This is a genomic window from Bradyrhizobium sp. CCBAU 11361, assembly GCF_028128935.1.
GTDB lineage: Bacteria > Pseudomonadota > Alphaproteobacteria > Rhizobiales > Xanthobacteraceae > Bradyrhizobium > Bradyrhizobium niftali.
Window position 1 is genome coordinate 59,914 of the sequence record NZ_LBJZ01000194.1, and the last position, 26,317, is coordinate 86,230.

At 64.2% G+C, this 26,317-nt stretch carries 33 protein-coding genes; 19 read left to right on the top strand and 14 right to left on the bottom strand.

The features are described 5' to 3' along the window. Positions 1–195 precede the first annotated feature (195 nt). Complete coding sequence (locus tag XI08_RS34460; protein ID WP_027546241.1) at positions 196–558, top strand: hypothetical protein; 363 nt, start codon at positions 196–198, stop codon at positions 556–558. Between the two features lie 12 nt (positions 559–570). Here the strand turns inward: XI08_RS34460 and XI08_RS34465 are convergent, their stop codons facing one another. Continuing rightward, a complete protein-coding gene (locus XI08_RS34465) occupies positions 571–837 on the bottom strand; it encodes a DUF6496 domain-containing protein (RefSeq protein ID WP_271577827.1) in 267 nt (88 codons plus the stop codon). Between the two features lie 93 nt (positions 838–930). Next, positions 931–1,125 carry a DUF3072 domain-containing protein gene (locus XI08_RS34470; RefSeq protein WP_027546239.1) on the bottom strand — a complete coding sequence of 65 codons (195 nt, stop codon included), beginning with the start codon at positions 1,123–1,125 and terminating at the stop codon, positions 931–933. Positions 1,126–1,239: 114 nt separating this feature from the next. On the opposite strand from XI08_RS34470, the gene XI08_RS34475 reads away from it, so the two are divergent. Both XI08_RS34475 and XI08_RS34480 read left to right on the top strand, forming a co-directional pair. Then, positions 1,240–1,461, top strand: coding sequence for a hypothetical protein (locus XI08_RS34475; protein ID WP_271577828.1), 222 nt, complete (start codon positions 1,240–1,242; stop codon positions 1,459–1,461). A 19-nt stretch (positions 1,462–1,480) separates the two neighbouring features. After that, entirely contained in the window at positions 1,481–1,690 is a 210-nt protein-coding gene (locus tag XI08_RS34480) for a hypothetical protein (RefSeq protein ID WP_271577829.1), read from the top strand. A gap of 93 nt (positions 1,691–1,783) precedes the next feature. On the opposite strand, the gene XI08_RS34485 is transcribed toward XI08_RS34480, so the two are convergent. Continuing rightward, complete coding sequence (locus tag XI08_RS34485; protein WP_027546236.1) at positions 1,784–2,023, bottom strand: hypothetical protein; 240 nt, start codon at positions 2,021–2,023, stop codon at positions 1,784–1,786. 95 nt (positions 2,024–2,118) lie between these two features. Then, positions 2,119–2,388: a hypothetical protein gene (locus XI08_RS34490; protein WP_333928863.1), complete on the bottom strand. Its 270-nt coding sequence runs from the start codon at positions 2,386–2,388 to the stop codon at positions 2,119–2,121. Between XI08_RS34490 and XI08_RS34495 the strand changes: the two genes are divergently transcribed. Then, positions 2,321–2,749, top strand: coding sequence for a hypothetical protein (locus XI08_RS34495; protein ID WP_271577830.1), 429 nt, complete (start codon positions 2,321–2,323; stop codon positions 2,747–2,749). The two genes, XI08_RS34490 and XI08_RS34495, sit on opposite strands and share 68 nt — an antisense overlap. On the opposite strand, the gene XI08_RS34500 is transcribed toward XI08_RS34495, so the two are convergent. The 3 genes from XI08_RS34500 to XI08_RS34510 form a co-directional block, all read right to left on the bottom strand. Then, positions 2,746–4,236 (bottom strand): HWE histidine kinase domain-containing protein, encoded by a 1,491-nt coding sequence (locus tag XI08_RS34500; RefSeq protein WP_271577831.1) that lies wholly within the window; start codon positions 4,234–4,236, stop codon positions 2,746–2,748. The genes XI08_RS34495 and XI08_RS34500 overlap by 4 nt on opposite strands. A 13-nt stretch (positions 4,237–4,249) precedes the next feature. Continuing rightward, the gene (locus XI08_RS34505) at positions 4,250–10,540 is read right to left on the bottom strand and encodes a HAMP domain-containing protein (protein ID WP_271577832.1); all 6,291 of its coding nucleotides are present in this window, start codon (positions 10,538–10,540) and stop codon (positions 4,250–4,252) included. Positions 10,541–10,810: 270 nt separating this feature from the next. Further along, positions 10,811–11,320 carry a DUF4142 domain-containing protein gene (locus XI08_RS34510; protein ID WP_271577833.1) on the bottom strand — a complete coding sequence of 170 codons (510 nt, stop codon included), beginning with the start codon at positions 11,318–11,320 and terminating at the stop codon, positions 10,811–10,813. Between the two features lie 95 nt (positions 11,321–11,415). Between XI08_RS34510 and XI08_RS34515 the strand changes: the two genes are divergently transcribed. The 3 genes from XI08_RS34515 (at position 11,416) to XI08_RS34525 (ending at position 12,178) form a co-directional block, all read left to right on the top strand. After that, complete coding sequence (locus XI08_RS34515; RefSeq protein WP_271577834.1) at positions 11,416–11,610, top strand: hypothetical protein; 195 nt, start codon at positions 11,416–11,418, stop codon at positions 11,608–11,610. 118 nt (positions 11,611–11,728) lie between these two features. Continuing rightward, positions 11,729–11,860, top strand: a complete 132-nt coding sequence (locus XI08_RS34520) for a hypothetical protein (protein ID WP_256374878.1) — start codon at positions 11,729–11,731, stop codon at positions 11,858–11,860. A 96-nt stretch (positions 11,861–11,956) separates the two neighbouring features. Next, the gene (locus XI08_RS34525) at positions 11,957–12,178 is read left to right on the top strand and encodes a hypothetical protein (protein WP_271577835.1); all 222 of its coding nucleotides are present in this window, start codon (positions 11,957–11,959) and stop codon (positions 12,176–12,178) included. A 142-nt stretch (positions 12,179–12,320) separates the two neighbouring features. On the opposite strand, the gene XI08_RS34530 is transcribed toward XI08_RS34525, so the two are convergent. Further along, positions 12,321–12,581 carry a hypothetical protein gene (locus XI08_RS34530; RefSeq protein WP_027546228.1) on the bottom strand — a complete coding sequence of 87 codons (261 nt, stop codon included), beginning with the start codon at positions 12,579–12,581 and terminating at the stop codon, positions 12,321–12,323. 173 nt (positions 12,582–12,754) lie between these two features. On the opposite strand from XI08_RS34530, the gene XI08_RS34535 reads away from it, so the two are divergent. Together XI08_RS34535 and XI08_RS34540 are read left to right on the top strand one after the other, a co-directional pair. Further along, entirely contained in the window at positions 12,755–12,913 is a 159-nt protein-coding gene (locus tag XI08_RS34535; protein ID WP_167771294.1) for a hypothetical protein, read from the top strand. After that, the gene (locus XI08_RS34540; protein ID WP_027546227.1) at positions 12,897–13,088 is read left to right on the top strand and encodes a hypothetical protein; all 192 of its coding nucleotides are present in this window, start codon (positions 12,897–12,899) and stop codon (positions 13,086–13,088) included. Before XI08_RS34535 ends, XI08_RS34540 begins: the two co-directional genes overlap by 17 nt. Before the next feature lie 190 nt (positions 13,089–13,278). Here the strand turns inward: XI08_RS34540 and XI08_RS34545 are convergent, their stop codons facing one another. Next, positions 13,279–13,506, bottom strand: coding sequence for a hypothetical protein (locus XI08_RS34545; protein WP_027546226.1), 228 nt, complete (start codon positions 13,504–13,506; stop codon positions 13,279–13,281). A 148-nt stretch (positions 13,507–13,654) separates the two neighbouring features. On the opposite strand from XI08_RS34545, the gene XI08_RS34550 reads away from it, so the two are divergent. Together XI08_RS34550 and XI08_RS34555 are read left to right on the top strand one after the other, a co-directional pair. Beyond that, positions 13,655–14,029 carry a PRC-barrel domain-containing protein gene (locus XI08_RS34550; protein WP_271577836.1) on the top strand — a complete coding sequence of 125 codons (375 nt, stop codon included), beginning with the start codon at positions 13,655–13,657 and terminating at the stop codon, positions 14,027–14,029. 23 nt (positions 14,030–14,052) lie between these two features. Beyond that, on the top strand, positions 14,053–14,211 hold the full coding sequence (locus XI08_RS34555) for a hypothetical protein (RefSeq protein WP_271577837.1): 159 nt from the start codon (positions 14,053–14,055) through the stop codon (positions 14,209–14,211). A gap of 123 nt (positions 14,212–14,334) precedes the next feature. Here the strand turns inward: XI08_RS34555 and XI08_RS34560 are convergent, their stop codons facing one another. Further along, positions 14,335–14,799: a winged helix-turn-helix transcriptional regulator gene (locus XI08_RS34560; RefSeq protein WP_271577838.1), complete on the bottom strand. Its 465-nt coding sequence runs from the start codon at positions 14,797–14,799 to the stop codon at positions 14,335–14,337. A gap of 160 nt (positions 14,800–14,959) precedes the next feature. On the opposite strand from XI08_RS34560, the gene XI08_RS34565 reads away from it, so the two are divergent. From XI08_RS34565 to XI08_RS34585, 5 genes are all read left to right on the top strand, one after another. Further along, entirely contained in the window at positions 14,960–15,697 is a 738-nt protein-coding gene (locus XI08_RS34565) for an SDR family oxidoreductase (RefSeq protein ID WP_271577839.1), read from the top strand. A gap of 62 nt (positions 15,698–15,759) precedes the next feature. After that, positions 15,760–16,761 carry an NAD(P)H-dependent flavin oxidoreductase gene (locus XI08_RS34570; protein ID WP_271577840.1) on the top strand — a complete coding sequence of 334 codons (1,002 nt, stop codon included), beginning with the start codon at positions 15,760–15,762 and terminating at the stop codon, positions 16,759–16,761. Positions 16,762–16,871: 110 nt separating this feature from the next. Next, positions 16,872–17,291, top strand: coding sequence for a hypothetical protein (locus XI08_RS34575; RefSeq protein WP_271577841.1), 420 nt, complete (start codon positions 16,872–16,874; stop codon positions 17,289–17,291). A gap of 154 nt (positions 17,292–17,445) precedes the next feature. After that, a complete protein-coding gene (locus tag XI08_RS34580) occupies positions 17,446–19,011 on the top strand; it encodes an alkaline phosphatase D family protein (RefSeq protein WP_271577842.1) in 1,566 nt (521 codons plus the stop codon). Between the two features lie 300 nt (positions 19,012–19,311). Beyond that, positions 19,312–20,130 carry an aldo/keto reductase gene (locus XI08_RS34585; RefSeq protein WP_271577843.1) on the top strand — a complete coding sequence of 273 codons (819 nt, stop codon included), beginning with the start codon at positions 19,312–19,314 and terminating at the stop codon, positions 20,128–20,130. 66 nt (positions 20,131–20,196) lie between these two features. Here XI08_RS34585 and XI08_RS34590 read toward each other — a convergent pair whose 3' ends face one another. Beyond that, on the bottom strand, positions 20,197–20,415 hold the full coding sequence (locus XI08_RS34590) for a hypothetical protein (protein WP_271577844.1): 219 nt from the start codon (positions 20,413–20,415) through the stop codon (positions 20,197–20,199). A gap of 95 nt (positions 20,416–20,510) precedes the next feature. Then, on the bottom strand, positions 20,511–20,951 hold the full coding sequence (locus XI08_RS34595; RefSeq protein WP_271577845.1) for a hypothetical protein: 441 nt from the start codon (positions 20,949–20,951) through the stop codon (positions 20,511–20,513). A gap of 170 nt (positions 20,952–21,121) precedes the next feature. On the opposite strand from XI08_RS34595, the gene XI08_RS34600 reads away from it, so the two are divergent. Next, complete coding sequence (locus XI08_RS34600) at positions 21,122–21,394, top strand: helix-turn-helix domain-containing protein (protein ID WP_027546217.1); 273 nt, start codon at positions 21,122–21,124, stop codon at positions 21,392–21,394. 7 nt (positions 21,395–21,401) lie between these two features. Here XI08_RS34600 and XI08_RS34605 read toward each other — a convergent pair whose 3' ends face one another. Further along, the gene (locus XI08_RS34605) at positions 21,402–22,634 is read right to left on the bottom strand and encodes an aminotransferase-like domain-containing protein (protein WP_271577846.1); all 1,233 of its coding nucleotides are present in this window, start codon (positions 22,632–22,634) and stop codon (positions 21,402–21,404) included. Positions 22,635–22,723: 89 nt separating this feature from the next. After that, positions 22,724–23,251, bottom strand: a complete 528-nt coding sequence (locus XI08_RS34610) for a DUF3124 domain-containing protein (protein ID WP_271577969.1) — start codon at positions 23,249–23,251, stop codon at positions 22,724–22,726. A gap of 67 nt (positions 23,252–23,318) precedes the next feature. Between XI08_RS34610 and XI08_RS34615 the strand changes: the two genes are divergently transcribed. Beyond that, entirely contained in the window at positions 23,319–25,049 is a 1,731-nt protein-coding gene (locus tag XI08_RS34615; RefSeq protein ID WP_271577847.1) for a cation:proton antiporter, read from the top strand. A 189-nt stretch (positions 25,050–25,238) separates the two neighbouring features. Further along, positions 25,239–26,315: a 3,4-dihydroxy-2-butanone-4-phosphate synthase gene (ribB, locus tag XI08_RS34620; protein WP_027546213.1), complete on the top strand. Its 1,077-nt coding sequence runs from the start codon at positions 25,239–25,241 to the stop codon at positions 26,313–26,315. Positions 26,316–26,317 lie beyond the last annotated feature (2 nt).

The following is a 26,317-nucleotide window of genomic DNA, read 5'->3' on the forward strand; positions in this document are numbered from 1 at the left end:
ACAGGCCGCCGATAACATTCTCGTCAACGGCAGCATTGGTGACAGGTTCGTCCGAAAAAGCCGCGTTCGCTCGTCAGAGTTCGAAATCGCGTGTCGCCTTGGCGGCAATGAAGGCGCCCAGGCGATTGCAAGAGTGGAACTTCGGACGTCCGGCCGTCTTGTGGAACCGGCGGTTCGTATTTGATCGGTGCCAACATGGATCGATTGAAGCTCTCGCTGAGACTTGCGCTGCTCGTGGCGCCGCTCGTGCTGTCGGCTGGAAGTGCCCTGGGGCGCGATGACGGCCGCTACGCCAATTCGCCGCTCAAGCCCTGGTTCGACAGCCTGCGCAGCCATCTCGGCCCGTGCTGCTCGGACGCCGACGGATTTGCCGTCTCCGATCCGGATTGGGAGTCGCATGACGGGCACTATCGCGTGCGCCTCGATGGGCAGTGGGTCGATGTGCCCGATGAAGCCGTCATCACCGAGCCGAACCGCGCCGGCCGCACCATGGTGTGGCCGGTGAAGACCGCGTTTGGCATCTCGATCCGCTGCTTCATGCCGGGCAGCATGATCTAGCGCCGATTGCCGCTATCGCTTGACGGATTTGCGTTTGGACGTTTTCTTGCTCGTCTTTTTCTTGGATGCCTTCCGCTTCGAGGCCTTCTTCGGGACCTTCTTGCCTTTCTTGCGCGCCTTCGACAGGCCGATTGCGATCGCCTGCTTGCGGCTCTTCACACGTCCGCCGCGACCACCGGGGCCGCTCTTTGCCGTGCCCTTCTTGTAGCGCCGCATTTCGCTTTCGACGTCGCTGCCGGCGCTGCGCGAGTAGCGGCGTTTCTTTGCCTTCCGTGCCATTCGGATTCTCCCTTGGCCGGGAGAAAACCCATTCGGCATAAGCATGGTTCCGAAAGCGCGCCCGCAACGTTCCGGATGCGCAATGCAGCCTGGCTAGAAGGAGTTCGCCAGTTCGATCTCCGCCTCGAGCACCTGGATGCGGCGCGCAGCTTCAGTGAAGGACAGATCGCGATCATATTGCGCGGGCTGATAGGCCTCCTCGCTGAGCCGCTTCAACCTCAGGCCCTGTGACCTCGTCATCTGCTCCGCGAGGAAAACCCTGGCGTCGTATTTACCTTGAACCTGCATCTGGCTTCTCCGTTCTGAAATGTGACTTGACTATATGTTCTTATTTTGTTCTAACAAGCCATGGACAACAGAATTAATGAAATTCGACGTAAGATCAGCGCCTTGAGGCTGGAAATGGCCGATGTCGAGGCGACCGTGCGCGGTCTCGTCGACCGCGATCGCGACTGCTCAGAAAAGGCCCTGGCGCAGATGGATCTGCGCCGGAAAATCAATCTGCTGATCGGCGAATGGAAGGCGGCTGGCGGTGGCGATGTCCTGCCGGATGTTCGCGATCGTGTACGTCTTCGTTCCCTCAAGAAAGCCGCGGGTCCCGTGCGCGCAATCGCGCGCCGCTGAGACATTTTGGGAGCGCGCCATGGAGGAAGACCCGGACACGTACCGGATCTTGAGACTGCGCGCCGAGATCCTCGAACTGGGGTCCGCGATCCGGCAATTGCAGCGCGAGGGTCTCGACGATGCTGCGGCCCAGCTTCTGATCGCACGCAAGCGGGCGCAGCTCGATCATCTCGTGAAGACGAACTCCGCGGGCAGTGGCCTGAACATCGCCGACATCCGGCGCAGCTAAGGCGTGCGCGGACGATGGCGTGAGAAGGATTGCACCGAACACCAAAGCAAGAAGGCCCCGCGATCGCGGGGCCTTCGATGAACGGCGGCGAGCCTACTTGGCGTTGGTCGTGCCCTTGTTGTTCGTCATGGTGCCGCCCTGGTCGGAGCCGGGACCGGAGCCGCCCTGACCGGAGGGATCGGCGCTCTTGGATTTCGTGTTGGCGCCCGTCGTCTGCGAGGACGACGTCGAGGATTCATGTTTCGCCTTGTGCGACTTCGCCTGCGCGGCGAACGGGGCGGCGGCGAGGCCGGTTGCCAACATCATGGCGAGGGCGAGCTTGGTCGTCTTCATGCGCGGGAACTCCCTGAGTTAAAATGACGCAGGCAGCCAACTGCCATCCCCCCGCGGAGTTCCCGACAAAGCAACTCCCAGGTTTCACGCGCGGTTCAAGATTCCTTGTCCTCGGCGATGATGAACACGATGCCTGTGAGCATCGCGCCGATTGCGAATGTCGTCACTAACGTGACGACGAAAACGGCAGCGGCCGAATCTCCGCCGTGTTTCAGCAAATTTGCGACCGGCGGGTTGGATAGAATGAGCGCGAGACCGAAGGCGAGGCCGAGCGCCGCGCCCATCATCGCATGCGTCATGATCGTGATGATGCCGGTAGGAGAGATCAGACTTGGCGACTTTTTCGGCGACTTTCTCGCACGCATGGAACCGACCTCGTTCATCCGTGCAACGCAGCCGGCGATTTCGGGTTCCATCGGCATGAACGATTTGTCACGTCGGGCTTCATCCGACGTTCATGCCGACCTTGCGACCATGGAAGCCGTCAACACGGGAACATTCGATATGGGTAAGGTTGTCTTTCTCTATCGCTCACTGGCCTATCGAAACGCGGCCGCCGATATGCTGCGCAAGGCGCGCAAGCTGCCGCGCGGTGCCGAGCGAAGCGCGGCCCGCCGCTATGCGATGGCGTTACGCGATCTCGCGCAAACGGAAGCCTGGCTCGAAGGGCGCATCGGCCATGAACCTCGGCCGGTGCGGCGCATGAAGGTCGCCGCGTCGGGTTAACCCGACGCGCGCTGGAGCGCGAGGACGGTGGTGGCGTCGAACTTGCCATGCGCGGCCGCGGTCGGGGTCTTCCGGGTCAACGGCACTTCCAGGCGGCACAACAGACCCTCGGCGCGCCAATCGAATTGCGCCTTTCCGCCGAGCTGGGACTCGACGCTCGCAAGCAGGCTCCGCGTGCCGAAGCCGCGAGATTTCGGCGTCCTCACCAGCGGACCGCCGGATTCCTCCCAGATCAGTGCGAGGTGGTCCTCCTCGACCTGCCAGCCGATCATGAGCCGGCCCGACCGCGTCGAGAGCGCGCCATACTTGGCCGAGTTGGTGAAAAGCTCGTGCAGCGCGAGAGCAAGCGTCTGGGCGGTTGCCGGCAGCAACTGAACCTCGGGCCCCGCCAGCTTGATCTGGCCGCCGAGCGAGTAGGGCGCGAGCTCCTCCTCGATCAGCTTCGAGAGCTCGGCACCCTGCCAGCTCGACAGCGACAGGATCGTATGCACGCGCGCCAGCGCGTTGATGCGCCCCTCGACGGCGTTGACATAGGCCTTGACCTCGTCGGCACGGGTGAGCCGCACGATCGATTGCGCCAGCGCCAGCGCATTCTTGGCGCGATGATCGACCTCCCGCGCCAGCAGATTTTGCCGCTCCTCGGCTCGCTTGCGCTCGGTGATGTCCACGGTGACACCGCTCACGCGCACCACGCGGCCGCTATTGTCGGCGGTGGCGGCAGCCGTGCCGACACACCAGCGCACATCGCCGTCGGGCCGCACAATGCGGAATTCCGTCTCATAGGCGCGTGTGCCCTTGCTGAATTCGGCGATCGCCTTGCGCAGTTGGTCGACGTCATCGGGATGCAACAGTGCCTGAACGTTGGCCGGATTGACCTCGAAGCTCTCCGGGCTCACGCCAAAGATGCGATACTGCCCCTCGTCCCACATCCAGTCGCCGCTGACCCAGTCCCAGTCCCATGATCCCATCTTGCCGGCGGCGATCGCCATACTGCGACGCTCTTCGCTCTCGCGCAGCTTTGCCGTGGAGTTCTCCAATTCCGCGGTGCGTGCACGGACCCGGTCTTCGAGATCCTGGTTCAGCCGTTCGAGCTCGCGGGTCTTCCGGTACAGCTCGGCAAACACCTTGACCTTGGCGCGCAGCACCTCTGGCACGACCGGCACCGGAACATAGTCGACCGCGCCCATCTCATAGCCGCGCAACCGGTCGATGTCGCTCACTTGAATGGCCGAGATGAAGATCATCGCCGTCTTCTGGAAGCGCGGATGCTCCCTGATCATCGCCGCGAGTTCGAAGCCGTCGAGCTCGGGCATGCAGACGTCGACCAGGATCACCGCGATCTCGGTCTTGAGCAGCACCTCCAGCGCCTCGCGGCCGGATGAGGCGATCACGAGGTTCTCGCCCAGTTCCTTCAAGATCACCTCGTAGGCGAGCAGCTTGGCCGGCTGGTCGTCGACGAGGAGGATGTTGACCTTTTCGTGGTCCATTCGCGCGTCCAGCTCAGCGGTGCAGCCACATGCGGATCGCAAGCAGCAATTGATCGGTGTTGACGGGCTTGGCGAGGTAGTCGGACGCGCCGGCTTCCAGGCATTTCTCGCGGTCGCCCTTCATTGCCTTGGCGGTCAACGCGATGATCGGCAGGCGCGCGAAGGCCGGATTTTCGCGGATCACGCCGATGGTCTGATAGCCATCCATCTGGGGCATCATGATGTCCATCAGCACGATGGCGATTTCCGGATTGGACTCGACCAGCGTCACCGCCTCGCGGCCGGTCGTCGCCGTCAGCACCTTCATGCCGCGCCGTTCCAGCACGCTCGACAGCGCGAAGATGTTCCGGGCGTCGTCGTCGACGAGCAGCGCGGTCTTGCCGATCAGGTCCTCGTCGGAACTGTTCAGTTTCTCCAGCATGCGCTGCTTCTCGACCGGCAGTTCCGTGATCACGCGGTGCAGGAACAATGCGGTCTCGTCGAGCAGGCGCTCGGGCGATTCCACCCCCTTGACCACGATGCTGCGCGCCATGGTGTGGAGCTCGGCATCTTCCTCCGCCGAGAGCTCGCGGCCGGTGAACACCACCACCGGAATGTTCGAAAGTGCTTCGTCGTGGCGGATCTGGTCCAGCACCTCGAAACCGCTCATGTCGGGCAGGCGCAGGTCCAGCACCACGCAATCGCAGGGCGCTTCGCGCAGCGTCGAGAGTGCGCCGGCGCCGGTGTCGGTCGTCACGATCTCGATGTCGTCGTGATGCAGGAGCTCGCGGATCGAGAGCCGCTCGGCCTCGTTGTCCTCGACGATCAGGAGCCGCTTGCGCCGCGGCCGCGCATATTCCTTGATCTGCGCCAGCGCGGCCGAGACCCCCTCGGTCGTCGTCGGCTTGTTGACGAAGGAGAACGCGCCGCGCGCCAGCGCATGCTGGCGGTCCTCGTCGAGCGTGATGATCTGCACGGGGATGTGGCGCGTCAGCGGATTGTGCTTGAGCTGGCTCAGCACCGTCCAGCCGAGCATGTCCGGCAGGAACACGTCCAGCGAGACCGCTCTCGGCTGGTATTGCTTGGCAAGTTCCAGCGCCTCGGCACCGCGAGCCGCGACCAGCACCTTGAAACCCTTGTCGCGCGCGAGATCGACCAGCACGCGTGCGTAATGCGGGTCGTCCTCGACGATCAGGAGGATGCTGTCGCCGGGTTCGAGGTTGAGACGGTCGTCGGGAAGCTGCTCGATGACGCGCTGCTGCTCGGGCGCCGTCGGTTGCAGCGCAGGTGGCTGGCTGTATTGCTGTGGCGTGGCGCGCGGCGCAAGTGTCGGGCCGGAATATTTCAACGGCAGGTAAAGGATGAAGGACGAGCCCTTGCCCGGTGCGCTGCGCAGATGGATTTCGCCGCCGAGCAGGCTGGCGAGCTCGCGGCTGATGGCGAGGCCAAGGCCGGTGCCGCCATATTTGCGGCTGGTGCCGGCGTCTGCCTGCTGGAACGCCTCGAAGATCAGCTTCTGCTTCTCCAGGGGAATGCCGATGCCGGTATCGGACACCTCGAACGCGATCACGGCCGGCGCGGAGTTCAGCACCGGGTGATCCGTTCCCCAGCCGCCGAGCGCGCCGCCGACCTTCAGGCGCACTTCGCCTTCGGCGGTGAACTTGAAGGCGTTGGAGAGCAGGTTCTTCAGGACCTGTTGCAGGCGCTTGGAGTCGGTGACGATGCTGCGCGCGAGGTTCGGGTCGACGTCGATCTTGAACGACAAGTTGCGGTTCTCCGCCTCGTGCCGGAACGGCCGCCCGACGGTTTCGAGCAGATTCGCAGTCAGGATTTCCTCGGCGTCCACCGTCACCGTACCGGACTCGATCTTGGAGAGATCGAGAATGTCGCTGATGAGGTTGAGCAGGTCGGTGCCGGCGCCGTGGATGGTGCGGGCGAATTCGACCTGCTTGGCCGAGAGGTTGCCGTCCGGATTGTCGGTGAGCTGCTGCCCCAGGATCAGGATCGAGTTCAGCGGCGTGCGCAGCTCGTGGCTCATATTGGCGAGGAATTCGGACTTGTACTTCGAGGTGAGCGCGAGCTCCGTCGCCTTCTCCTCGAGCGCACGGCGGGCCTGCTCGATTTCCTGGTTCTTGCGCTCGACCTCGACGTTGCGCTCGGCGAGCTGCTGCGCCTTCTGTTCGAGCTGATCGTTGGTCTGCTGCAATTCGCGCTGCTGGGTCTGAAGCTCGCCGGCCAGCTGCTGCGACTGCTTGAGCAGGCCTTCGGTCTGCATCGTCGCCTCGATCGAGTTGAGCACGATGCCGATGGAGTCGGTGAGCTGCTCCAGGAAGGTCATCTGCGAGGTCGTGAACGAGGTCAGCGAGGCGAGCTCGATCACAGCCTTGACCTGGCCCTCGAACAGCACCGGCAGCACCACGAGGTTCTTCGGGGCCACGCGGAACAGCGCCGAGTTGATCGGCACCACGTCGGAGGGAATATCCGCGACCACGCGCGGCCGCCGGTCGAGCGCGCATTGGCCAATCAGGCCGTCGCCGAACGGCAGTACGCGCTGGTAGGGGTAGACGCCGTCGCCGGCGTAGGAGGCGAGCAGCAGGAGCTGTGGATTGTCCTCGTTCTCGACCTGGTAGATCACGCCGGTATGGGCATTCACCAGCGGCGACAGTTCGGTCAGCAGCAGCCGGCCGACGGTGGCGAGGTCGCGCTGGCCCTGAAGCATGTTGGTGAATTTCGCGAGGTTGGTCTTGAGCCAGTCCTGCTCGGTGTTCACGTCCGTCGTGAGACGGAGGTTCGTGATCATCGTGTTGATGTTGTCCTTCAATTCCGCGACTTCGCCGCGGGCGTCGACCTGGATCGACCGCGTCAGGTCGCCCTTGGTCACCGCGGTCGCCACCTCCGCGATCGCGCGCACCTGAGAGGTGAGGTTGGCCGCCAGGAGGTTGACGTTACCGGTGAGGTCCTTCCAGGTGCCGGCGGCGCCGGGCACGTCGGCCTGGCCGCCGAGCCGGCCCTCGACGCCGACCTCGCGCGCCACCGACGTCACCTGGTCGGCGAAGGTCGCGAGCGTTTCGGTCATGTTGTTGATGGTGTCGGCGAGTGCTGCGACCTCGCCCTTCGATTTCACGGTGAGGTTCTGCTTCAGGTCGCCGTTGGCGACGGCGGTCACGACCTTGACGATGCCGCGGACCTGTTCGGTCAGGTTGGCCGCCATGAAGTTCACGGTGTCGGTGAGGTCCTTCCAGGTGCCGGCGACGCCGGGCACCTGGGCCTGGCCGCCAAGCTCGCCTTCGGTGCCGACCTCGCGCGCGACGCGCGTCACTTCGCCGGCGAAGGCGTTGAGCTGGTCCACCATGGTGTTGATGGTGTTCTTCAGCTCGAGGATTTCCCCCTTCACGTCGACGGTGATCTTGCGCGACAAGTCGCCGCGAGCCACGGCGGTGGTCACTTCGGCGATGTTGCGGACCTGCGTGGTGAGGTTCGCGGCCAGCAGGTTGACGTTGTCGGTGAGGTCCTTCCAGGTGCCGCCGACGCCGGGCACGACGGCCTGACCGCCGAGCCGGCCCTCGGTGCCGACCTCGCGCGCCACGCGCGTCACTTCGGCGGCGAAGGAGCGGAGCTGCTCGACCATGGTGTTCAGGGTGTCCTTGAGCAGCAGGATCTCGCCGCGCACGTCCACCGTGATCTTCTTCGACAGGTCGCCGCCGGCGATCGCGGTCGCGACCTCGGCGATGTTGCGGACCTGGGCCGTCAGGTTCGAGGCCATGAAGTTGACGTTGTCGGTGAGGTCCTTCCAGGTGCCGGCGACGCCGGGCACTTCGGCCTGGCCGCCGAGCTTGCCTTCGGTGCCGACCTCGCGCGCGACGCGCGTCACTTCGCCGGCAAAGCCATTGAGCTGGTCCACCATGGTGTTGATGGTGTTTTTCAGCTCGAGGATTTCGCCGCGCACGTCCACGGTGATCTTGCGCGAGAGGTCGCCGCGCGCCACGGCCGTGGTGACTTCGGCGATGTTGCGGACCTGGGCGGTGAGGTTGCCCGCCATCGAGTTCACGCTGTCGGTGAGATCCTTCCAGGTGCCGGCGACGCCGGGCACGTTGGCCTGGCCGCCGAGACGACCCTCGGTGCCGACCTCGCGCGCCACGCGCGTCACCTCACCCGCGAAGCGGTTGAGCTGGTCGACCATCGTATTCAGCGTGTCCTTGAGCTGAAGGATCTCGCCGCGCACGTCCACCGTGATCTTGCGCGACAGGTCGCCGCCGGCAATCGCAGTTGCGACCTCGGCGATGTTGCGGACCTGGGCGGTGAGGTTACCGGCCATCGAGTTGACGCTGTCGGTGAGGTCCTTCCAGGTGCCGGCGACGCCGGGCACCTCGGCCTGGCCGCCGAGCTTGCCCTCGGTGCCGACCTCGCGCGCAACGCGCGTGACTTCGCCGGCGAAGGCGTTGAGCTGGTCGACCATGGTGTTGAGCGTTTCCTTCAGCTGAAGGATTTCGCCCGACACGTTCACGGTGATTTTCTTCGACAGATCGCCCTTGGCCACGGCGGTGGCGACTTCGGCGATGTTGCGGACCTGACCCGTCAGGTTCGAGGCCATCGAGTTGACGCTGTCGGTGAGGTCCTTCCAGGTGCCGGCGACGCCGCGCACCTGGGCCTGGCCGCCGAGCTTGCCTTCGGTGCCGACTTCGCGCGCGACGCGCGTGACTTCGCCGGCGAAGGCGTTGAGCTGGTCCACCATGGTGTTGATGGTATCTTTCAGCTCGAGGATCTCGCCGCGGACGTCCACGGTGATCTTCTTCGACAAGTCGCCGCCCGCGACCGCGGTCGTCACCTCGGCGATGTTGCGGACCTGTGCGGTCAGGTTCGACGCCATCGAGTTGACGCTCTCGGTAAGGTCCTTCCAGGTGCCGGCGACGCCGAGCACGTTGGCCTGACCGCCGAGACGCCCCTCGGTGCCGACCTCGCGCGCGACGCGCGTGACTTCGCCGGCGAAGGCGTTGAGCTGGTCGACCATGGTGTTGAGCGTTTCCTTCAGCTGAAGAATCTCGCCCGACACGTTCACGGTGATTTTCTTGGAGAGGTCGCCGCCGGCGATGGCGGTGGCGACGTCGGCGATGTTGCGGACCTGCGCGGTCAGGTTCGACGCCATGAAGTTGACGTTGTCGGTGAGGTCCTTCCAGGTGCCGGCCACGCCGGGCACCTGGGCCTGGCCGCCGAGCTTGCCTTCGGTGCCGACCTCGCGTGCGACGCGCGTCACTTCGGAGGCGAAGGAGTTGAGCTGGTCCACCATGGTGTTGATGGTGTCCTTCAGCTCCAGGATTTCGCCGCGCACGTCCACCGTGATCTTGCGGGACAAGTCGCCGCGCGCCACGGCGGTGGTGACGTTGGCGATGTTGCGGACCTGTGCAGTCAGGTTGCCGCACATCGCGTTGACGGAGTCGGTGAGATCCTTCCAGGTGCCGGCGACGCCGGGCACGATCGCCTGGCCGCCGAGCTTGCCGTCGGTGCCGACCTCGCGCGCCACGCGCGTCACTTCGGAGGCGAAGGAGCGGAGCTGGTCCACCATCGTGTTGATGGCTTCCTTGAGCTGAAGGATCTCGCCGCGGACGTCGACGGTGATCTTCTTGGACAAGTCGCCGTTGGCGACCGCGATCGTGACCTCGGCGATGTTGCGAACCTGGTTGGTCAGGTTGTTCGCCATCGAGTTGACGCTCTCGGTCAGATCTTTCCAGACGCCGGTCACCTCGGGCACCTGGGCCTGGCCGCCGAGCTTGCCTTCGGTGCCGACCTCGCGCGCCACGCGCGTCACCTCGGAGGTGAACACGCCCAGCTGCTTGATCATGGTGTTGACGATGTTCGCCGACTGCAGGAATTCACCGCGCAGCGGACGGCCGTCGACGTCGAGCTTGACGGTCTGGAGCAGGTCGCCTTGCGCCACCGCCGCGACCGCGCGGGTCACCTCGCGCGTCGGCCACAACAAATCGTCGATCAGCGTGTTGACGGAGCCTTCCATGTCGGCCCAGGAGCCGGAGGCGAGGCCGAACTTCACACGCTGCCGGGTCTTGCCCTCGCGTCCGACCACCTGGCCGACCAGCTCGAGCTGCTGCGCCATGCGCTGGTTGGCGGCGATGATTTCATTAAAAGTGTCGGCGATCTTGCCGTCGATACCGAGATAATCGCCGCTCATACGCACCGAGAAATCGCCGCTACGCATGGCCTGCAAGGCGAGTAGCAATTCCGGCCGGGAATCCGGCTCTGACGTACCGTTAGTTCTTGGCTTTGGGACGCGACGACCGGAGCGTGATGCAGATCCGGGATCGAGGTCGCTCATACTGATTCCCCCGCAGGCGTCGGCCGAATCTAAGGCGTGACGCAATTAGTCAAACTAGAGCGTCAGCCAAATTCGAAATCAAGCGCCAAGGTTGCGACGCCGGGAAATGGAACCTGCTTTGCTCAGCCCGACCGCAACAACGACGATAAAGGCGATTAGTTCCAACCGGTTCCAAAGAATTTTGGACTGATTCGCCGCCTCTGCGGCCACGTCCATGCCAAGCGGGCGGGCACCGCGGGCGGGGCGGCCGCCCGGCGGACGAACGGGGGACTATTTGTCTGCCATCGTCCGCTCCGCATCCTTCACCTGCGAACGCAGCACCGGCAGTTGGTCGCGGGCAAAGGCGGCAAGGACGGCATTGTCGGGAGCTTTCAGATAGTGCTCGAGCAGGGCGATGGTGGATTCATATTCGGGGATCTGCGCGGCGTAGAAGGTTCGCACAAAGGCTGGTCCCTCCGAATTGTCGGGTTCGCCGAGGCTTGCACTCGCCGTTGTCTTGCCGACGCGCGGCTCGGCGCCGAGCGCCTGTTGAATGTCCTTCAAGACCTTGTCGCGCTTCGCCGCTTCCTCGGCGCGCAGGACGGCGAGGTTTTTCACCTCCGCATTGCCCTTCAGATCGGTGCTTTCGAGAAGACCCTGCTGGAAGCAGCTGAACGCGTACAGGCCGTTGATGACGTCGCTCGCCGTCGGCGTGCGGTCGCCCGGCTTTCGCTCGCCGGTGCTGTCGGCAAGCGCTGCGGTGCTGATGAACATCAGGATGATCGCGACAAGAACTCGCATCGATATCAATGACGGATGGCATGCAAAGTTCCGCGAACGTTACGATCCGGTAAGGGGCGGTTGCGACGCGACAGTTCCGTCCCCACGTCTGATTCATGAAACAGTCCGACATCTTCAGAGACAACGCCGACAACTGCCTGCAGCTCGCCGAGCGAGCGGAAGGAAAGCCTGCCCATAAGCGCTATTCGCGCATGGCGGACGCCTGGACCGCGCTCGCGACAGAACAGGACTGGCTCGATGGTGAAATTCCGCCCGTAACGGTCCGTACCTCCCAAAAGCAGGATGCATAGGCGCTTTCGTTCTCGTGAATCGGAGTGTGAGACGGCGCACGGAATGCAAGCGTCCAATCCAGGATCATTCGGGAACAGTCAATCGCGTTGATTTTCGATTCCAGAAGGAGATTTTGCAATGGCTCCACGTCTTGCTCTTCTTTCGCTCATTCTCGCTTTTGGCGTCTCCGTAGCGTTCGCGACGGTGACGACGGTGCGGCAGGTGCATCTGGAAAATGCATCGGCCCCGATCCATGCGGCGCATAGCTAGCGCAGCGGCCTCTCGTCTGAACCGGAACATTCGATGCGCCGGCGCGTAAGCGCTTCGGGACATCTGGCAGGACAACTGGAGAGGCGAGAGGACATCATGGCGCATTCCGACCACGGTATCATCAGGGATGAGCGCGCGGAGGATCAACCGCGCGACAAGCAGCGCGCGCAGACCGCGCACAAGACGGGCTCGCACAAGACAGGCTCAAGGGGCTCGCCGTCGCGTGAGGCGACCCGCGATCCCAAGCTCAACGACAACAACAAGACGCCGGGATCCGGCGTGATGCCGGACGATTCCGGCGACGCCCCGACGGGCTAGCTCTCGCAAGGAACGATTCCCTGCGGGAAGAGTCGACGGATTGCTTTCGGTTGTCATGCCCCCGGTGCGCCGGAAGCAATCTCCAAGGACGGCCCTGGCACCCCACTGTGCCGGGGTCGTTCGGTTTGCGAGGCCGATGAAATCAATCCTCGGCGTCGTTCTCGGATTTTCCCGGCGTGTGTCCGTCTGGCCCCCGGCCAAATACACCAAACTCGCTTGATTTGACGCCCGTTGACGGATCGATGCTCGTCTCGATGCCCGCGGCCGCGAGTCCGAACTTGAGCAGCTCGCGGACCGCCGCGGCACGCGTTGGCATGCGGTGCTTGAACCGGAAATCATCCACTGCGGCCAGCTCTTCCGGCGAAAGCATGACTTGGAGCCGCTCGTCGCGAAGGTCGTTCATGGTCAATCACGCAAATTGAGCAAGATGAGTAATTTGCTAAACCAGCCAATTTGCCGAGAGTTCCACAGGAGTCCCAAAAAGCGTCGGTTGAGCAATATAGTCTAAATAAATCAATAGGTTAATTGAAACTATTCGCGCGGAGACGCATTCTCATAGGGAAAGGGAGATCCGCCATGACGGACGAGGTCAGGTTACCCCGCAAGCTTTCCGAGGAACGCGAAGCACCAAGGCCGGTGCGTCCAAGCCATCAGAAGGTCATTGAGCAGGTCGAGCGCTGGGCCAACAGCCCGGGCCTGCAACCCCCGAGGACGGACGATGCGAAGACGGTCTGAGCCCCACACATTCGAGCAACGCCTCGACGCGCAGCGGCTGCGGCTCGAGCATGAGCTTGCGAGCTTGCCGGTCGGCGTTCAGCGCGATTCCGTCGCCGCGCGCATCGAGCAGCTTCAGACCGCGGCCGAGATGTTTGAATTCCTGATGCCTCGGGAAGCTCTGGCGCCTCGCTGACGGCGGCCAGCGTCAGGACGATGAGCATCGGGAGACGATGCGCAGCTTTTGCCTCAGCCACCAGATCGACACCGGGACCGCGGCCCAGGTTGCGACGGCTGCGACGGAGCGTACAAGCCGGCGCGGCGCAAGCGGCAGGCCGGCTGCCGAGCCGCGTGCTGCGCAGCGCCGGAGCCGATATTCCAAGCGGCTAGTCGGCCGGATTGCGGCCGGTGCGCGGATTGATGGGGTCGGTCGGCTTGCGCCGCAATCGCTCCGGCAGGAACGGTTCTTCCGGCGAGGCCGACGGCGCTGACCGTACGTCGGCATGATGCTGCGCGCGCTCATGCGGTGTCTGGGTGGAGTTGATGTGGCGCTTCACGTCGAGCCCGTCGACGGGATCGTTGACGCCGTGCTGGATGTCGCGAAAGTCGCTCATGGTTCATGTCCTCTGAGGACTCAGAGAACCCCTCGTTTCCAGCGATGTTCCTGATGAGTCGCCGAACCCGCTTTGGAACGATCACCATCGTTGGAACGATCACAATCGGAACAGGTTGGTCCACTCACTGGCTGAGTGGAGAATTGCGATGTTGAATCAACGCGAACTGGACCGCAGCGAAATGGGCCGGTTGATCGGCAGCGACAGGGTCGAGGGAACGTCGGTCTATGGCGCGGATCGCAACAAGATCGGTTCGATCGAGCGGGTGATGATCGACAAGATCAGCGGCAAGGTGTCCTACGCCGTGCTCGGCTTCGGCGGATTTCTGGGCGTCGGAAACGACCACTATCCCTTGCCTTGGCAGTCCTTGAAGTACGACACCGAACTCGGTGGCTACGTGACGGGGATTACCACCAAGGAGCTGCAAGGCGCGCCGAAATATGGTGAGCAGAGCGATTGGAACTGGGGTGACGATGCGGCGGTGCGCGGCATCAACTCCTACTATGGCGTTCCCTTCGCGTAGGCTCCGCACCTTAAGGAGATCCAATGAGCAAGGAAAAGCCCACCGACGATCCCCGACAGCAGAACGATTGGGGATCGCACGCCCAGACGGACAAGCCCTGGAAGGGCAATCCGGAGAAGGAGCAGCGATCGGGCGAGGCGAAGCCCGATCTGGAAAAGTGGCAAACCACCAAGACGCACTGACCAAGGTGCGCAGAGGCTGAAAGTATCACGAACGAAGATTGGGGCATCGGCACTGCGGTTTCGCCCGCGATCGTCAGCCGTGCCGACGATCCACGGCGGCGATGCTGCGCGCGTCAGCGCCACTCACCCCACCGCTTCCCTCCGCCCCGGCCCCGCATGCACATGCACCTGCTTCGCATGCAGTACCTCGCCGCATTCCGAGCACACCAGCACCGGGTCGAACAGCTTGCCGCACGTCTTGTGCTCATGCAGCAGCGGGCGACCGCGCTCGTCGCCCATGTGGGTGTCGCCCCAATGCACCATCGCCATGATGATCGGGTAGAGGTCGAGGCCCTTCTGCGTCAGGATATATTCGTAGCGCTTGGGCGCCTCGGAATAGGGGACGCGGCGCAGGATGCCGAAGCGGACCAGCTTCTTCAGCCGTTCCGACAGAAGATGCCTGGTGATCTGGAGCGAGGACTGAAATCCCTCGAACCGTCGCACGCGCAAAAAGCATTCGCGCAGGATCAGAAGCGTCCAGCGATCGCCGACCACGGCGACGGTACGGGAGAGCGAGCAGGGCTCTTCGTCCAGCGTGTCCCACTTCATGATTCGGTCTCCGGCGCGGCTCAGTCAGTCAGAAAAAGGAACTGACTTGAACGATCAATGCAATTTGTCCGTGAAGCTAGCATCCAGCCCCGCAATTTGACAGTTCTATTTTAGAACTATAGCCTTCGCTTCAAACACATGCGCACCTGAGGAGGCGACCTTGCCCAAGCGAAACGCGACAGCTGCCGTGATCGGGGCCGGCGATTTCATCGGCTCCGAGATTGCCAAGAAATTCGCAGCCGAGGGTTTTTCGGTCTTCGCCGGACGCCGCAACGGCGACAAGCTGGCGCCGCTGGTGAAGGACATCGAGGCCGCCGGCGGCGAAATCCACGCGCGCTCGCTCGATGCGCGGAAAGAGGAAGAGGTCATCTCCTTCCTCGACGATGCCGACAGGCATGCGCCGCTGGAAGTCTGCATCTTCAATATCGGCGCCAACGTCAATTTTCCGATCCTCGACACCACCGAGCGCGTGTTCCGCAAAGTCTGGGAGATGGCCTGCTATTCCGGCTTCCTCGCAGGCCGGGAAGCGGCGCGGCTGATGCTTCCGCGCGGCGGCGGCAATATCTTCTTCACCGGCGCCACGGCCTCCTTGCGTGGCGGCAGCGGCTATGCCGCGTTCGCCAGCGCCAAATTCGGCCTGCGCGCGGTGGCGCAGGCGATGGCGCGCGAGCTTGGGCCGAAGAACATCCACGTCGCCCATCTCATCATCGATTCCGGCGTTGATACCGAATGGGTGCGGCAGCGCCGTCTCGAGGCGCTCGGCCCGAACGCGCTGGATAATCCCGACCTGCTGATGCCGCCGTCGGCGGTGGCCGATTCCTATTGGCAGCTCTATCAGCAGCCGAAGAGCGCCTGGACCTTCGAAATGGAGATCCGGCCCTTCGGAGAGAAATGGTGACCGCGGCACGAGCCTGCGGCTAGACTGTTCCCATACAAACCGAAATCCGGGAGGAAGCCTGCGTGAAGACCGCGATCACCGAACTGTTCGGCATCGAGCACCCCATCATCCAGGGCGGCATGCATTTCGTCGGCTTTGCCGAGCTGGCCGCGGCCGTCTCCAATGCCGGCGGGCTCGGCATCATCACGGGTCTCACGCAGAGGACGCCGGAGCTGCTGGCAAAAGAGATCGCGCGCTGCCGCGACATGACCGACAAGCCGTTCGGCGTGAACCTCACCTTCCTGCCGGCCTTCTCGGCACCGCCTTATCCCGAATACATCGCGGCCATTGTCGAAGGTGGCGTCAAGTCAGTGGAGACTGCAGGCCGTAGCCCGGAACAGTATATGCCGGCGCTGAAGGCGGCCGGCATCAAGGTGATCCACAAATGCACCTCGGTCCGCCATTCCCTGAAGGCCGAGCGGATCGGCTGCGATGCCGTCAGCGTCGACGGCTTTGAGTGCGGCGGCCATCCCGGTGAGGACGACATTCCGAACATGATCCTGCTGCCGCGGGCGGCGGAGGAATTGAAGATCCCGTTCGTCGCCTCCGGCGGCATGGCCGACGGGCGCAGCCTCGTCGCGGCGCTGTCGCTGGGCGCGGCCGGCATGAACATGGGCACGCGCTTCATCGCGACCAAGGAAGCACCTGTGCATCAGAACGTGAAGAATGCGCTGGTCGCCGCGACCGAGCTCGACACCCGTCTGATCATGCGGAGCTTGCGCAATACCGAACGCGTCCTGAAGAACGCCAATGTCGATCGTCTGCTCGACATCGAGCGCGAGAAGGGCGCCAAGCTGACCATCGACGATATCCACGACCAGGTCGCGGGCGTATATCCCAAGATCATGCTGGACGGCCAGATGGACGCGGGCGCCTGGAGCTGCGGCATGGTCGCGGGCCTCATCCGCGATATCCCCTCCTGCAAGGAACTCGTCGATCGCATTATGAATGAGGCGGAACAGATCATCCGCAGCCGCCTGATGGGGTTCCTGGACGGGACGGGTGCGACACGAAAGGTCGCCTGAACACCGCCAAACTTCTTAACCACAGCGGCACTTGAACGCTGGAATTGCGCGCGACGCTTCCTAAATAGGGGTAAATTACCCCTTTGATAAATCAATTTCAGGAGGCGTCCGTGGTCCTGAAGAGCGCTCATTTTGCTGTCGCCGTTGCCCTCGTGCTGGCATGGGGCGGCGTCGCGCGCGCCGATGACTACAAGCCTGATGAATATCTCGGTCTCGATCTGTCCAAGGCGGTGTTGTCGCCGAAGCGGCTCGGGCCGGAGACGCGGTTCGCACCGGTCGCACTCGAGGCCCGCGGCGGCAGCGAGGCGCAGGCCCGCGCCGAGCCCGTGGACGTGCCGAAGAAGGTTGCCGCCGAACGCGTGCATGTGTCGGAGCCGAAGGTCGCGCACGTCAAGCCCGCGCAGCCGCGTGGTGCGGCCCGGACCAAGCTCGCGCATCGCCACGGCAATCCGCTGGATGCGCAGGCGAGGGATACCCGCATCCAGACCTGGCCGTGCCGCTCCGGTGGCATCTGCAACTGGCAGCGTTGAGTCTTCGCGTCTCCCCGTAAGAACGGGGAGAGGGAGTAGACCATCGGCCGTCATCCCCACGTCGTAAAACCGTCGGCGCGGAGTCAAGAAACCGTAAGGGTAGGAGTCAAGGAGCGCAGGCACCTTCCGTCGCGATTCGACGAAGGTCTCCTGAATGGCAACGCTCCGCGCCCCGCGCGCATGGACCCGGCGGCAATTCCTGGTCCGCTCCACCTCCGGCCTCGCCTTGGCCGCGCTCGCAAAGCCATCCATCAGCCGTGCCGCCGACCGCCCGCGGATCGCCGGCGGCATCCAGTCCGGCGACGTCGCGGACGGCTCCGCCGTGATCTGGGCGCGCGCCGACCGGGCCGCGCGCATGCAGGTGGAATGCTCCACCGTCGAGAGTTTCAAGACCATCATTGCGGCGGCCTCGAGCGACGCGCTGCCCGACGCCGACTTCACCTCGAAGCTGCTGCTGAGCGATCTGCCGCCCGGGCAGGACATCTTCTATCGCGTCCGCTTCGACGATATCGCAACCGGCATCGCCGGCGAGAGCCGCGTCGGCCATTTCCGCACTGCGCCGGCCGCAGGCCAATCGATCTCGTTCCTGTGGTCCGGCGATACCGCGGGGCAGGGCTGGGGCATCGACCTCTCGCGCGGCGGCTATCGCAGCTATCGCACCATGCTCGACAACCGCCCTGACTTCTTCATTCACTCCGGTGACCATATCTACGCCGACTGCACTGTACCATCCGAACAGAAGCTGCCGAACGGCGAGACCTGGCGCAACATCGTCACGGAAGAAAAATCCGAGGTCGCGCACACGCTGGCGCAATTTCGCGGCAACTACAAATACAATCATCTCGACGAGCATTTTCGCGATTTCCACGCGAATGTGCCGATGTTCGCTCAGTGGGACGACCACGAGGTCAGCAACGACTGGTCGCCGTCCGGCAGCTATGACGAGGCTGGTTATGAGGACGACGGCACGCCGCGCCTGGTCGCGCGCGCCCGCCGCGCCTTCTTCGACTTCATGCCGATCCGCGACGCCGGCGCACGGCAGGGGCGGGTCTATCGCAAGATCGCTTATGGACCGCTGCTTGACGTCTTCATGATCGACATGCGCAGTTTTCGCGATGACACCTGGAACAAGGGCAACGACCATCGCGGCTGGATCCTCGGCGCCGAGCAGCTGGCCTGGCTGAAGCGGGAGCTCGCTGCCTCGCGCGCGACCTGGAAGGTGATCGCGGCCGACCTGCCGATCGGCCTGATCAGCCTCGATGCGGTCGCGCTCGGTAATGGGCCGCCCGATAGACGCGAGCACGAGATCGCCGATCTGCTCAGCTCCATCAGGCGCGCCGGCGTGGGCAACGTCGTCTGGCTCACCGCCGACATGCACTACACCGCCGCGCATTACTACGATCCGAACAGGGCGCAATTCCAGGATTTCGAGCCGTTCTGGGAGTTCGTCTCCGGCCCGCTGCATGCCGGCACCTGGGGTCCGGGCGAGCTCGACGACACGTTTGGTCCGGTCGCGATGTACCAGAACGGCTGCAGCGAGGCGCAGGGCGAGAATTTGGCGCCGTGCTTCGGACTGCAGTTCTTCGGCCGCGTCGACATCGATGGCGCGACCGGCGTGATGACCGTGACGCTGAAGGACGTGGACAACCGCGACCTCTGGTCGGTCGACATCGTGCCGCAGTCGCAGGCCCGCCCGACCGTGGTCGCGCAGCATTCGTGAGAGAGCCAGCTGTTCGCCCCAGTCGTCATGCCCGGGCAGGAGCGCGAAGCGCGTCTTCGCGCTAGATGTCCCGGGCATCCACGTTCTGCGTGCCCGGGGCAAGTCGTGGATGGCCGGGACAAGACCGGCCATGACGTTGGGGAGGCACTCAGTGCGCCGACGCTAACCCGATCTTGATTGGCCGCCCCGCTTCCCCCGCGCTATACTGTCCACTCCCGCCACCTCTTTTCCATCACCGAAGAGTCTGCCCTCGCGGCCCCACCGTGTGTTCGGCGGCTGAAATACGTCAGGAGTTGACCCATGGATCATCTGAAGACACAGGGCATCAGCATGCCCAAGCTCGGCCTCGGCACCTTCCGCATGCAGGGCGATGCCTGCCGCGCGGCGGTCGAGAGCGCGCTGTCGGTCGGCTATCGCCACATCGACACGGCCGAGATGTACGCCAACGAAGAACCGATCGGCGCCGCACTCGCCGCGGCCCGGCTGCCGCGCGGCGAGTTGCACGTCACGACGAAGGTCTGGCATGAGAATTTGGCGCCGGATGCGATCCGGCGGGCCTTCGACGCCAGCCTGGAGAAGCTCCGGCTCGACCATGTCGATCTCTATCTCGTGCACTGGCCGTCCAAGTCCGCGAACTGGGGCGCAGTGTTCGAGACCTTGATGAAGCTGAAGGAGGAGGGGCGCACGCGGGCGATTGGCGTCGCCAATTTCACCACGGCGCTGCTCAAGATCGCGGTCGAGGACATCAGGGCGCCGATCGCCTGCAACCAGATCGAATATCACGCGATGCTCGATCAATCGAAGGTGCTGGCTTATCTCAATGCCAGGTCGATCCCGCTGGTCGCCTATTGCCCGCTGGCGCAGGGGCGCGTTGCCTCCGATCCGGTGCTGGCGGAGATCGGCACCAAGCACAACGCGACCGCTGCGCAGGTTGCGTTGAAATGGCTGCTCGACCAGGGCGGCGTCGCGGCGATCCCGAAGGCCTCGCGCCGCGAGAGTCAGCAGGCCAATCTCGATGCGCTGAAGATCACGCTCGACGATGCCGACCGCAAGAAGATCGCGGCGCTGCCGAAGGACAGGCGCTGCGTCAATCCCGGCTTTGCACCGGCATGGGACTGACCAAGCGCATGTCGCGCACACAAAGAAATGGCCCCGCAAGGGGCCATTTCCATGTTGCGTTGCGCGTTAGTCCCAGTGGTGATGGCTGCGCTTGACCACGACGACACGATCGCGATGGTGCCAGCCGCGATGCCAGCCATGATCGCGATGCTCGCGGAATTCGGCGCGCGCGCCGTAAGGGCCGTGATGATCGCGCCTGATCACCACCGTCTCCGCGCTCGCCAGCGTCGGCGCCGCGATGACGAGCGCACCGAGAGCTGCAACCACATAACCAAGCTTCTTCATGATGTCCTCCTCCAATCCAATGCAGATGAGAACGGCGCGTGCGTGCGAACGTTCCGGAGGAACGGGCAGAGAATTCTGAACGGATGTTCAGATGCTCAATCGCAGCGTTGCTGCGCAGGTGTCGGCGCGCCCGTGGCGACGTATCTGCCGTCCCTGATCGTGTACGCGCCGCGCTCGCTGCGATTGTAGATCGCGCGCAGGCTGCCATCCTGCGCCAGCAGCAGCCCGAATTCGCGGGTCTGATGCAGCGATGGAAAGTACACCATCACATTGAGCAGGCCCTCGGCGTTGACCGTGGCGGACACGACCTCGTTCTCGTCCTTGGCCTCGCCGAAATTGCGGCTGTACATCACCCGGCCGTCGTTCCGGATTTCGTAAGTCAGGAGCGCACCCCTGTCGCGGTCGGGCCGGGCCGCGCAATCGACCGCCCATGAGCCGAGCAGGCCCCATTGTTCGACCGTCGCCGCAAGCGTCTCGGCACCGGCCGTGGACGTGAACGCGACCCACACCACCGCGGCCGTGGTCCAGCGGCTCATACAACGCGTCATGTCCCGAAAAGCCCCACCTCGAAGAATTCCAAAGTGTAGCATCCCGCCCGCGGTCGTCCACGGCAGCCGCCGATCGCGCGCGAATTTGATCCGCGTCAATGAGGCCGGCCGCTTCCAGGCTAGGATGGTGCTTCCCGAAGGCGAACGTGGATAGACCAATGCTGAATCAAGTCATGGATTTTGCGGGCGAAGTGCTGCCGGGCAGCTGTGCCGTGCCGCCTTATTCGGAGACCGCGTTTCTGGCCGAGCTGGGCGACCGCTTGAGGTCCTCGCGCATGCGCTGCGACCTGTCGCGCCGGGAGCTGGCCCGCCGCTCCGGGATTTCCGAGCGCTACATCGCCCAGATCGAGGCCGGCAAGGGCAACGTCTCGATCGTCCTGTTGCTGCGGCTGGCCTCCGCGATCCACGGCAGCCAGCCCCAGGCGGCTTGATGAGGCGTTAAGCCCGCTTCTCCACATTGGCGCTGCGGGCGGGCACGCCGAACTCCCTGCGGCAGACCTCGGCCAGCACAGCGACGCCCTCGCGGATCTGCTGATGCGAGGGGCTGGCAAAGCACAGCCTGAGGCGAGAGCTGGAATGGCCCTTGTTGGTCGACCATTCCGGGCCCGGATTGATCGACACGCCGGCAGCAAGCGCGGCCTGATACAGCTTTAGCGTATCGACCTGGTCTGGCAGCTTCACCCACAGGAAGATGCCGCCCTTGGGCTCTTCGAACTCCGCGGCCGTTCCGAACTGCTCATTGAGCGCTTCCATCAGCGTATCGAGCTTGGTGCGCAGCACCTTCGTCAGGGCCGGCACGTGGCTTGCGAAATGCGGCTTGCAATAGGCCGCCAGCACCATCTGCTCCAGCGCGCCGGAGCCGGCATCCGTCTTCAGCGACAGCATCCGCGACATCACATCCCAGGGCGCGACGATGAAGCCGACGCGCAGCGCCGGCGCGATCGATTTCGAGAACGAGCCGATATGGATCACGCCGCCGTTCGGGCTCATCGCGTGGATCGCCGGCGGCCGCTGTCCCGACCAGACGAGATCGGCATAGCAATCGTCCTCGAAGATCGGCACGCCATACTCGGCCGCGAGCCGCACCAGCTCGGCGCGGCGGCTCTCCGGCATGATGCTGCCGGTTGGGTTCTGCACCGTGGGGATGGTGTAGATGTATTTTGGGCGGATGCCGCGACTCTTCAGGTCGGCCAGCGTCGTGGCCAGCACGTCCATGCGCATGCCGTCCGCATCGAGCGGAATGCCGACGACGTTGACGCCGAGCCGTGCCAGGCGGTTCAGCGAGCCCTGATAGCTGTCCTGCTCGAAGATCACGGTATCGCCTCGGGCGAGCAGCGTATTGTTGACGAGGTCGAGCGCCTGGAGCGAGCCGGAGACGATCAGAAGATCGTCGACCGTGCAGTTGATGCCGGCATCGCGCTTCAGTTTTGTCACCAGGAATTCGCGCAAGGGCAGGTAGCCTTGCGGCCCGTGCGCCAGACCGTAAGTGGCGAGCGATCGGCCCTCGCGTTGCAGGGCGAGGTTGGCCGCCTCGATCAGCTCGTCCAGCGGCACCTGCTCGGAATCATTGTTGCCGCCGACGAAGCTGTATTTGGCAAGGCCCGTCCAGCGCGCGGAAGGGGCCGGCAACCCTGCGGGAAACAGGGGCGCGAAATCGAAGCTGGACGTCATGGGAGCGTTCCTCGTTTTGTTCTTGTTGAGCGGCCGGCTTTGCACCGGCCTGCTTTACGTCTTGCTGGCCGTCCGGGTCGGACGGCCCTCTACTTCTTTGTGGCCGTCCGGGTCGGACGTCCCTGGCTGATGAAAGCGTAATGCGCATTGGCGACGCCGCCAACCATCAAGGCCTCGACCACCGGCTCGGCGATCTCGCCCGTTGCCGCCCAGTCGACGAGGAAATTGGCTCCGGTCCCGCCGCGCACGTCGTCGGTCGGAATGAAGATCGAGACAGTGGCGAGGGGCCTCAAGGCCACCGGCGCCTTCAGATAGCTTTCGACCTGCTTGCCTGCAGTGTCGAAATAGGCGATGCGTTTGACCACCAGTGGCTGGGTCTCGGAGGCGTTGTGAACGCTCAACGTTACCGAGAAATCGACGCGCAGCTTGCCCTGGCTCATCGCGACGCTGGAATAGGCCGGCACATAGAACCCGCCGGCGACGGCCAGTTCCTCCTTCGGCAGCGCGGTGAGCGAATCGGCAAAGTTTTGTTCGATATTGACCTTGGATTGGGCCGCGGCCGGCAAAGCGGACGCGAACGAACCTAGCAGGGGTATCAACCAGAGCACGATCCGCATGTGACGAATTGCTCGCTTGCCGCGGCGCAACCCGTCTCTAGGGTGCGGCAAAACGGACCAATTTGGCATGCACGAGCTCATTCGCGACATCACTCTCTGTATCCTGTTTGCCTGGATGCTGGGCCTGCTCGCCCATTTCTCCCGGCAGCCGCTGATCCTGGCCTACCTTATCGCCGGCTTTTGCATAGGTCCATTCGGTGCCGGCTGGGTCAAGTCGCAGGAATCGATCAGTGTCATCTCCGAACTCGGCCTGATCTTCATGCTGTTCATGATCGGCCTTGAGATCGACCTGAAGAAGATCGTGCGGGCCGGAAGGGTGATCCTGTTCGCGGCGGGCGGCCAGCTGCTCGGCGGCTGTCTGCTCGGGGTCCTGTTCTTCGCCGGCATCGGCCTGTCGTTCGGCGGCGGCCATTTCGATGCCGTCTATCTCTGTATCGCCTGCGCGCTGTCGAGCACCGTCATCATCGTCAAGGTGCTCTACGAGAAGCGTGAGCTCGACACGCTGCCCGGCCGCATCACGCTCGGCGTGCTGGTGCTCCAGGACATCTTCGCCATCCTGTTTCTGGCGGTGCAGCCGAGTCTTGCCAATCTGCAAGTGAGCGTCATCCTGCTCTCGATCGGCCGCGTCGCGGTGCTGGTCGCAGCGGCGCTGCTGGTCAGCCGTTATGTGCTGCCGCGCCTGTTCCACCAGATCGCCCGCCGGCCCGAACTGATCCTGCTCGGCGCGCTCGCCTGGTGCTTTCTCGTCGCCGAGACTGCGGAGCGGCTGTCGCTGTCGCGCGAGATGGGCGCCCTGATCGCCGGCGTCTCGCTCTCGACCTTTCCCTATGCACTCGACGTCACCGCCAAGGTCACCACGCTGCGCGACTTCTTCATCACGCTGTTCTTCGTCGCGCTCGGCATGACCATTCCCGTGCCCGGCCTCTCCGTGATCGGGCTTGCCTTGATGATCGCGGCGTTCACGGTTGTTAGTCGGCTCGTCACGACATTCACGCCGCTCTACCTGATGAAGCAGGGGCTGCGTGCCAGCCTGTTGCCGGCCCTCAACCTCGCCCAGATATCGGAATTCTCGCTGGTGGTGATCCAGACCGGGGTCACCGACAACCACATCGCCGCCGAAACGGCGAACGCGGCCTCCTTCGCCTTCGTGGTGCTGGCCGTGCTCTCGACCTTCGTGATGACCCGCAGCGACGAGATCACCCGCTGGGCGATCGGCCCGTTGAAGCGGATCGGCCTGCGCGATCTCGATCACGGCAACGGCCATGCCGAGGAGGGCCACGAGGGCGGCCATGGCGAGGCCCGCCGCATCGTCATCCTCGGCTTTTTCCGCGCGGCGAGCGCGCTGCTGGCCGAGATCGAACGGCAGGCGCCAGTGCTGCTCGAGCAGATCACCGTGGTCGATTTCAACCCCAATGTGTACCAGACCCTGCTTTCGCGCGGCCTGCACGTGATCTATGGCGACATCAGCAGCGCGGACACGCTGCTCCATGCCGGCGTCGGCAAGTCCGAGATGATCATCCTCAGCGTGCCGGATGCGCTTCTCAAGGGCGCCAGCAACGAGAAGCTGGTCCGCCACGTCCGCACCCTCAACCCGACCGCCATGATCGTGGCTACGGCCGATCTTTTGTCGGACGTGGGCGAGCTCTACGAGGCCGGCGCCAGCTACGTCACAGTGACCCGGCTCAGCGACGCCCACGAGCTGTTTACCGTGATCGAGGCCGCGCAGGCCGGCCTGCTCGCGGACAAGCGCGCCGAGCTCGACCTGCGGCTCGGCGAGCGGCGAGAGGTGCTGCCCTGACGGCGTCCGGCCGCCTTCCTTCCGGGCTTTGCGCGCCTATATCCTTGGTATCTTCGGTGCAAGCCTGAAACCCGCCGCCCTGCCCGCCATCAGGCATATGCGGTTGCGTCCAGGACACTAGCGCTTGGGGCCAAGTCCGGCTAAGGCGTCCGGCTGAGCCTCCGGCTCATAACCGATAGAGATTGGGAAATGCCCGATACCGTCCAGGAAGTCTTGCAGGCCTTTGCCAGGGGCGAGCTCGTCGTCGTCACCGACGACGAGGACCGCGAGGGCGAGGGCGATCTGATCGTCGCGGCCTCGCTCTGCACCGCCGAGAAGATGGCGTTCATCATCCGCCACACCTCCGGCATCGTCTGCGCGCCCGTGACCACGGAGGACGCGCGCCGCCTGCGGCTCGATCCCATGGTGGCCCACAACGATTCCGCGCACACCACCGCGTTCACGGTCTCGATCGACTACAAGCCCGACGGTGGCACCGGCATCTCCGCCGAAGAGCGCGCCTCGTGCTGCCGCGCGCTGTCCAATCCCAATGTCGGCGCCAACGATTTCGCCCGGCCCGGCCACATCTTTCCGCTGATCGCCAAGGATGGCGGCGTGCTGCTGCGCTCCGGCCATACCGAGGCTGCCGTCGACCTCTGCAAGCTCTCCGGCCTGCCGCCGGTCGGCGTCATCAGTGAGCTGATGAACGACGACGGCAGCGTGATGAAGGGCGAGCAGGTCGCCCGCTTCGCCGCCCAGCACAAGCTCAAGCACGTCACCATCGCGGACATGATCGCCTACCGCCAGGCGCGCGAGAAGCTGATCGAGCGGGTCTCGACCTTCGTCACGGACAGCCCGATCGGCCCCTTGCAGGGTTATGCCTACCGCTCGCCGTTCGATTCCATCGCCCACGTCGCCTTCGTCTACAACGGCGTCGGTGACGGCAAGAACGTGCTGACGCGCTTCCACAAGCCGAACATCGTGAAGGACACCTTTACCGGCCACAAGCGCATGGCGGTCGTGCTCGAGCATTTCAAGAAGACCGGCCGCGGCGTGCTGGTCTACTTGCGCGACGGTGCGGCCGGTGTGCCCGTCTCGCCGCTGGAGGACGAGACGTCGACGGAGGCCGACCGCAACCGCCAGTGGCGCGAGATCGGTGTCGGCGCGCAGATCCTGCGCGATCTCGGCGTCACCTCGATCCGGCATCTCACCTCCTCGGTGCACGACTACAAGGGCCTGTCGGGCTTCGGCATCGAGATCGTCGCCAACGAGCAGCTCGAAATCTGACG

Coding starts and splice junctions, on each gene's coding strand:
- XI08_RS34545 (WP_027546226.1), bottom strand. CDS start 13,506: ATGAGCGACTTTCGCGACATCCAGCACGGCGTCAACGATCCCGTCGAC.
- XI08_RS34530 (WP_027546228.1), bottom strand. CDS start 12,581: ATGAACGACCTTCGCGACGAGCGGCTCCAAGTCATGCTTTCGCCGGAA.
- XI08_RS34495 (WP_271577830.1), top strand. CDS start 2,321: ATGATCGTGATGATGCCGGTAGGAGAGATCAGACTTGGCGACTTTTTC.
- XI08_RS34490 (WP_333928863.1), bottom strand. CDS start 2,388: ATGCGTGCGAGAAAGTCGCCGAAAAAGTCGCCAAGTCTGATCTCTCCT.
- XI08_RS34470 (WP_027546239.1), bottom strand. CDS start 1,125: ATGCAGGTTCAAGGTAAATACGACGCCAGGGTTTTCCTCGCGGAGCAG.
- XI08_RS34590 (WP_271577844.1), bottom strand. CDS start 20,415: ATGAAGAAGCTTGGTTATGTGGTTGCAGCTCTCGGTGCGCTCGTCATC.
- XI08_RS34480 (WP_271577829.1), top strand. CDS start 1,481: ATGGAGGAAGACCCGGACACGTACCGGATCTTGAGACTGCGCGCCGAG.
- XI08_RS34600 (WP_027546217.1), top strand. CDS start 21,122: ATGCTGAATCAAGTCATGGATTTTGCGGGCGAAGTGCTGCCGGGCAGC.
- XI08_RS34555 (WP_271577837.1), top strand. CDS start 14,053: ATGAGCAAGGAAAAGCCCACCGACGATCCCCGACAGCAGAACGATTGG.
- XI08_RS34605 (WP_271577846.1), bottom strand. CDS start 22,634: ATGACGTCCAGCTTCGATTTCGCGCCCCTGTTTCCCGCAGGGTTGCCG.
- XI08_RS34540 (WP_027546227.1), top strand. CDS start 12,897: ATGCGAAGACGGTCTGAGCCCCACACATTCGAGCAACGCCTCGACGCG.
- XI08_RS34595 (WP_271577845.1), bottom strand. CDS start 20,951: ATGAGCCGCTGGACCACGGCCGCGGTGGTGTGGGTCGCGTTCACGTCC.
- ribB (WP_027546213.1), top strand. CDS start 25,239: ATGCCCGATACCGTCCAGGAAGTCTTGCAGGCCTTTGCCAGGGGCGAG.
- XI08_RS34550 (WP_271577836.1), top strand. CDS start 13,655: ATGTTGAATCAACGCGAACTGGACCGCAGCGAAATGGGCCGGTTGATC.
- XI08_RS34610 (WP_271577969.1), bottom strand. CDS start 23,251: ATGCGGATCGTGCTCTGGTTGATACCCCTGCTAGGTTCGTTCGCGTCC.
- XI08_RS34560 (WP_271577838.1), bottom strand. CDS start 14,799: ATGAAGTGGGACACGCTGGACGAAGAGCCCTGCTCGCTCTCCCGTACC.
- XI08_RS34515 (WP_271577834.1), top strand. CDS start 11,416: ATGAAACAGTCCGACATCTTCAGAGACAACGCCGACAACTGCCTGCAG.
- XI08_RS34465 (WP_271577827.1), bottom strand. CDS start 837: ATGGCACGGAAGGCAAAGAAACGCCGCTACTCGCGCAGCGCCGGCAGC.
- XI08_RS34580 (WP_271577842.1), top strand. CDS start 17,446: ATGGCAACGCTCCGCGCCCCGCGCGCATGGACCCGGCGGCAATTCCTG.
- XI08_RS34535 (WP_167771294.1), top strand. CDS start 12,755: ATGACGGACGAGGTCAGGTTACCCCGCAAGCTTTCCGAGGAACGCGAA.
- XI08_RS34525 (WP_271577835.1), top strand. CDS start 11,957: ATGGCGCATTCCGACCACGGTATCATCAGGGATGAGCGCGCGGAGGAT.
- XI08_RS34510 (WP_271577833.1), bottom strand. CDS start 11,320: ATGCGAGTTCTTGTCGCGATCATCCTGATGTTCATCAGCACCGCAGCG.
- XI08_RS34485 (WP_027546236.1), bottom strand. CDS start 2,023: ATGAAGACGACCAAGCTCGCCCTCGCCATGATGTTGGCAACCGGCCTC.
- XI08_RS34615 (WP_271577847.1), top strand. CDS start 23,319: ATGCACGAGCTCATTCGCGACATCACTCTCTGTATCCTGTTTGCCTGG.
- XI08_RS34585 (WP_271577843.1), top strand. CDS start 19,312: ATGGATCATCTGAAGACACAGGGCATCAGCATGCCCAAGCTCGGCCTC.
- XI08_RS34475 (WP_271577828.1), top strand. CDS start 1,240: ATGGCCGATGTCGAGGCGACCGTGCGCGGTCTCGTCGACCGCGATCGC.
- XI08_RS34460 (WP_027546241.1), top strand. CDS start 196: ATGGATCGATTGAAGCTCTCGCTGAGACTTGCGCTGCTCGTGGCGCCG.
- XI08_RS34500 (WP_271577831.1), bottom strand. CDS start 4,236: ATGGACCACGAAAAGGTCAACATCCTCCTCGTCGACGACCAGCCGGCC.
- XI08_RS34520 (WP_256374878.1), top strand. CDS start 11,729: ATGGCTCCACGTCTTGCTCTTCTTTCGCTCATTCTCGCTTTTGGCGTC.
- XI08_RS34505 (WP_271577832.1), bottom strand. CDS start 10,540: ATGAGCGACCTCGATCCCGGATCTGCATCACGCTCCGGTCGTCGCGTC.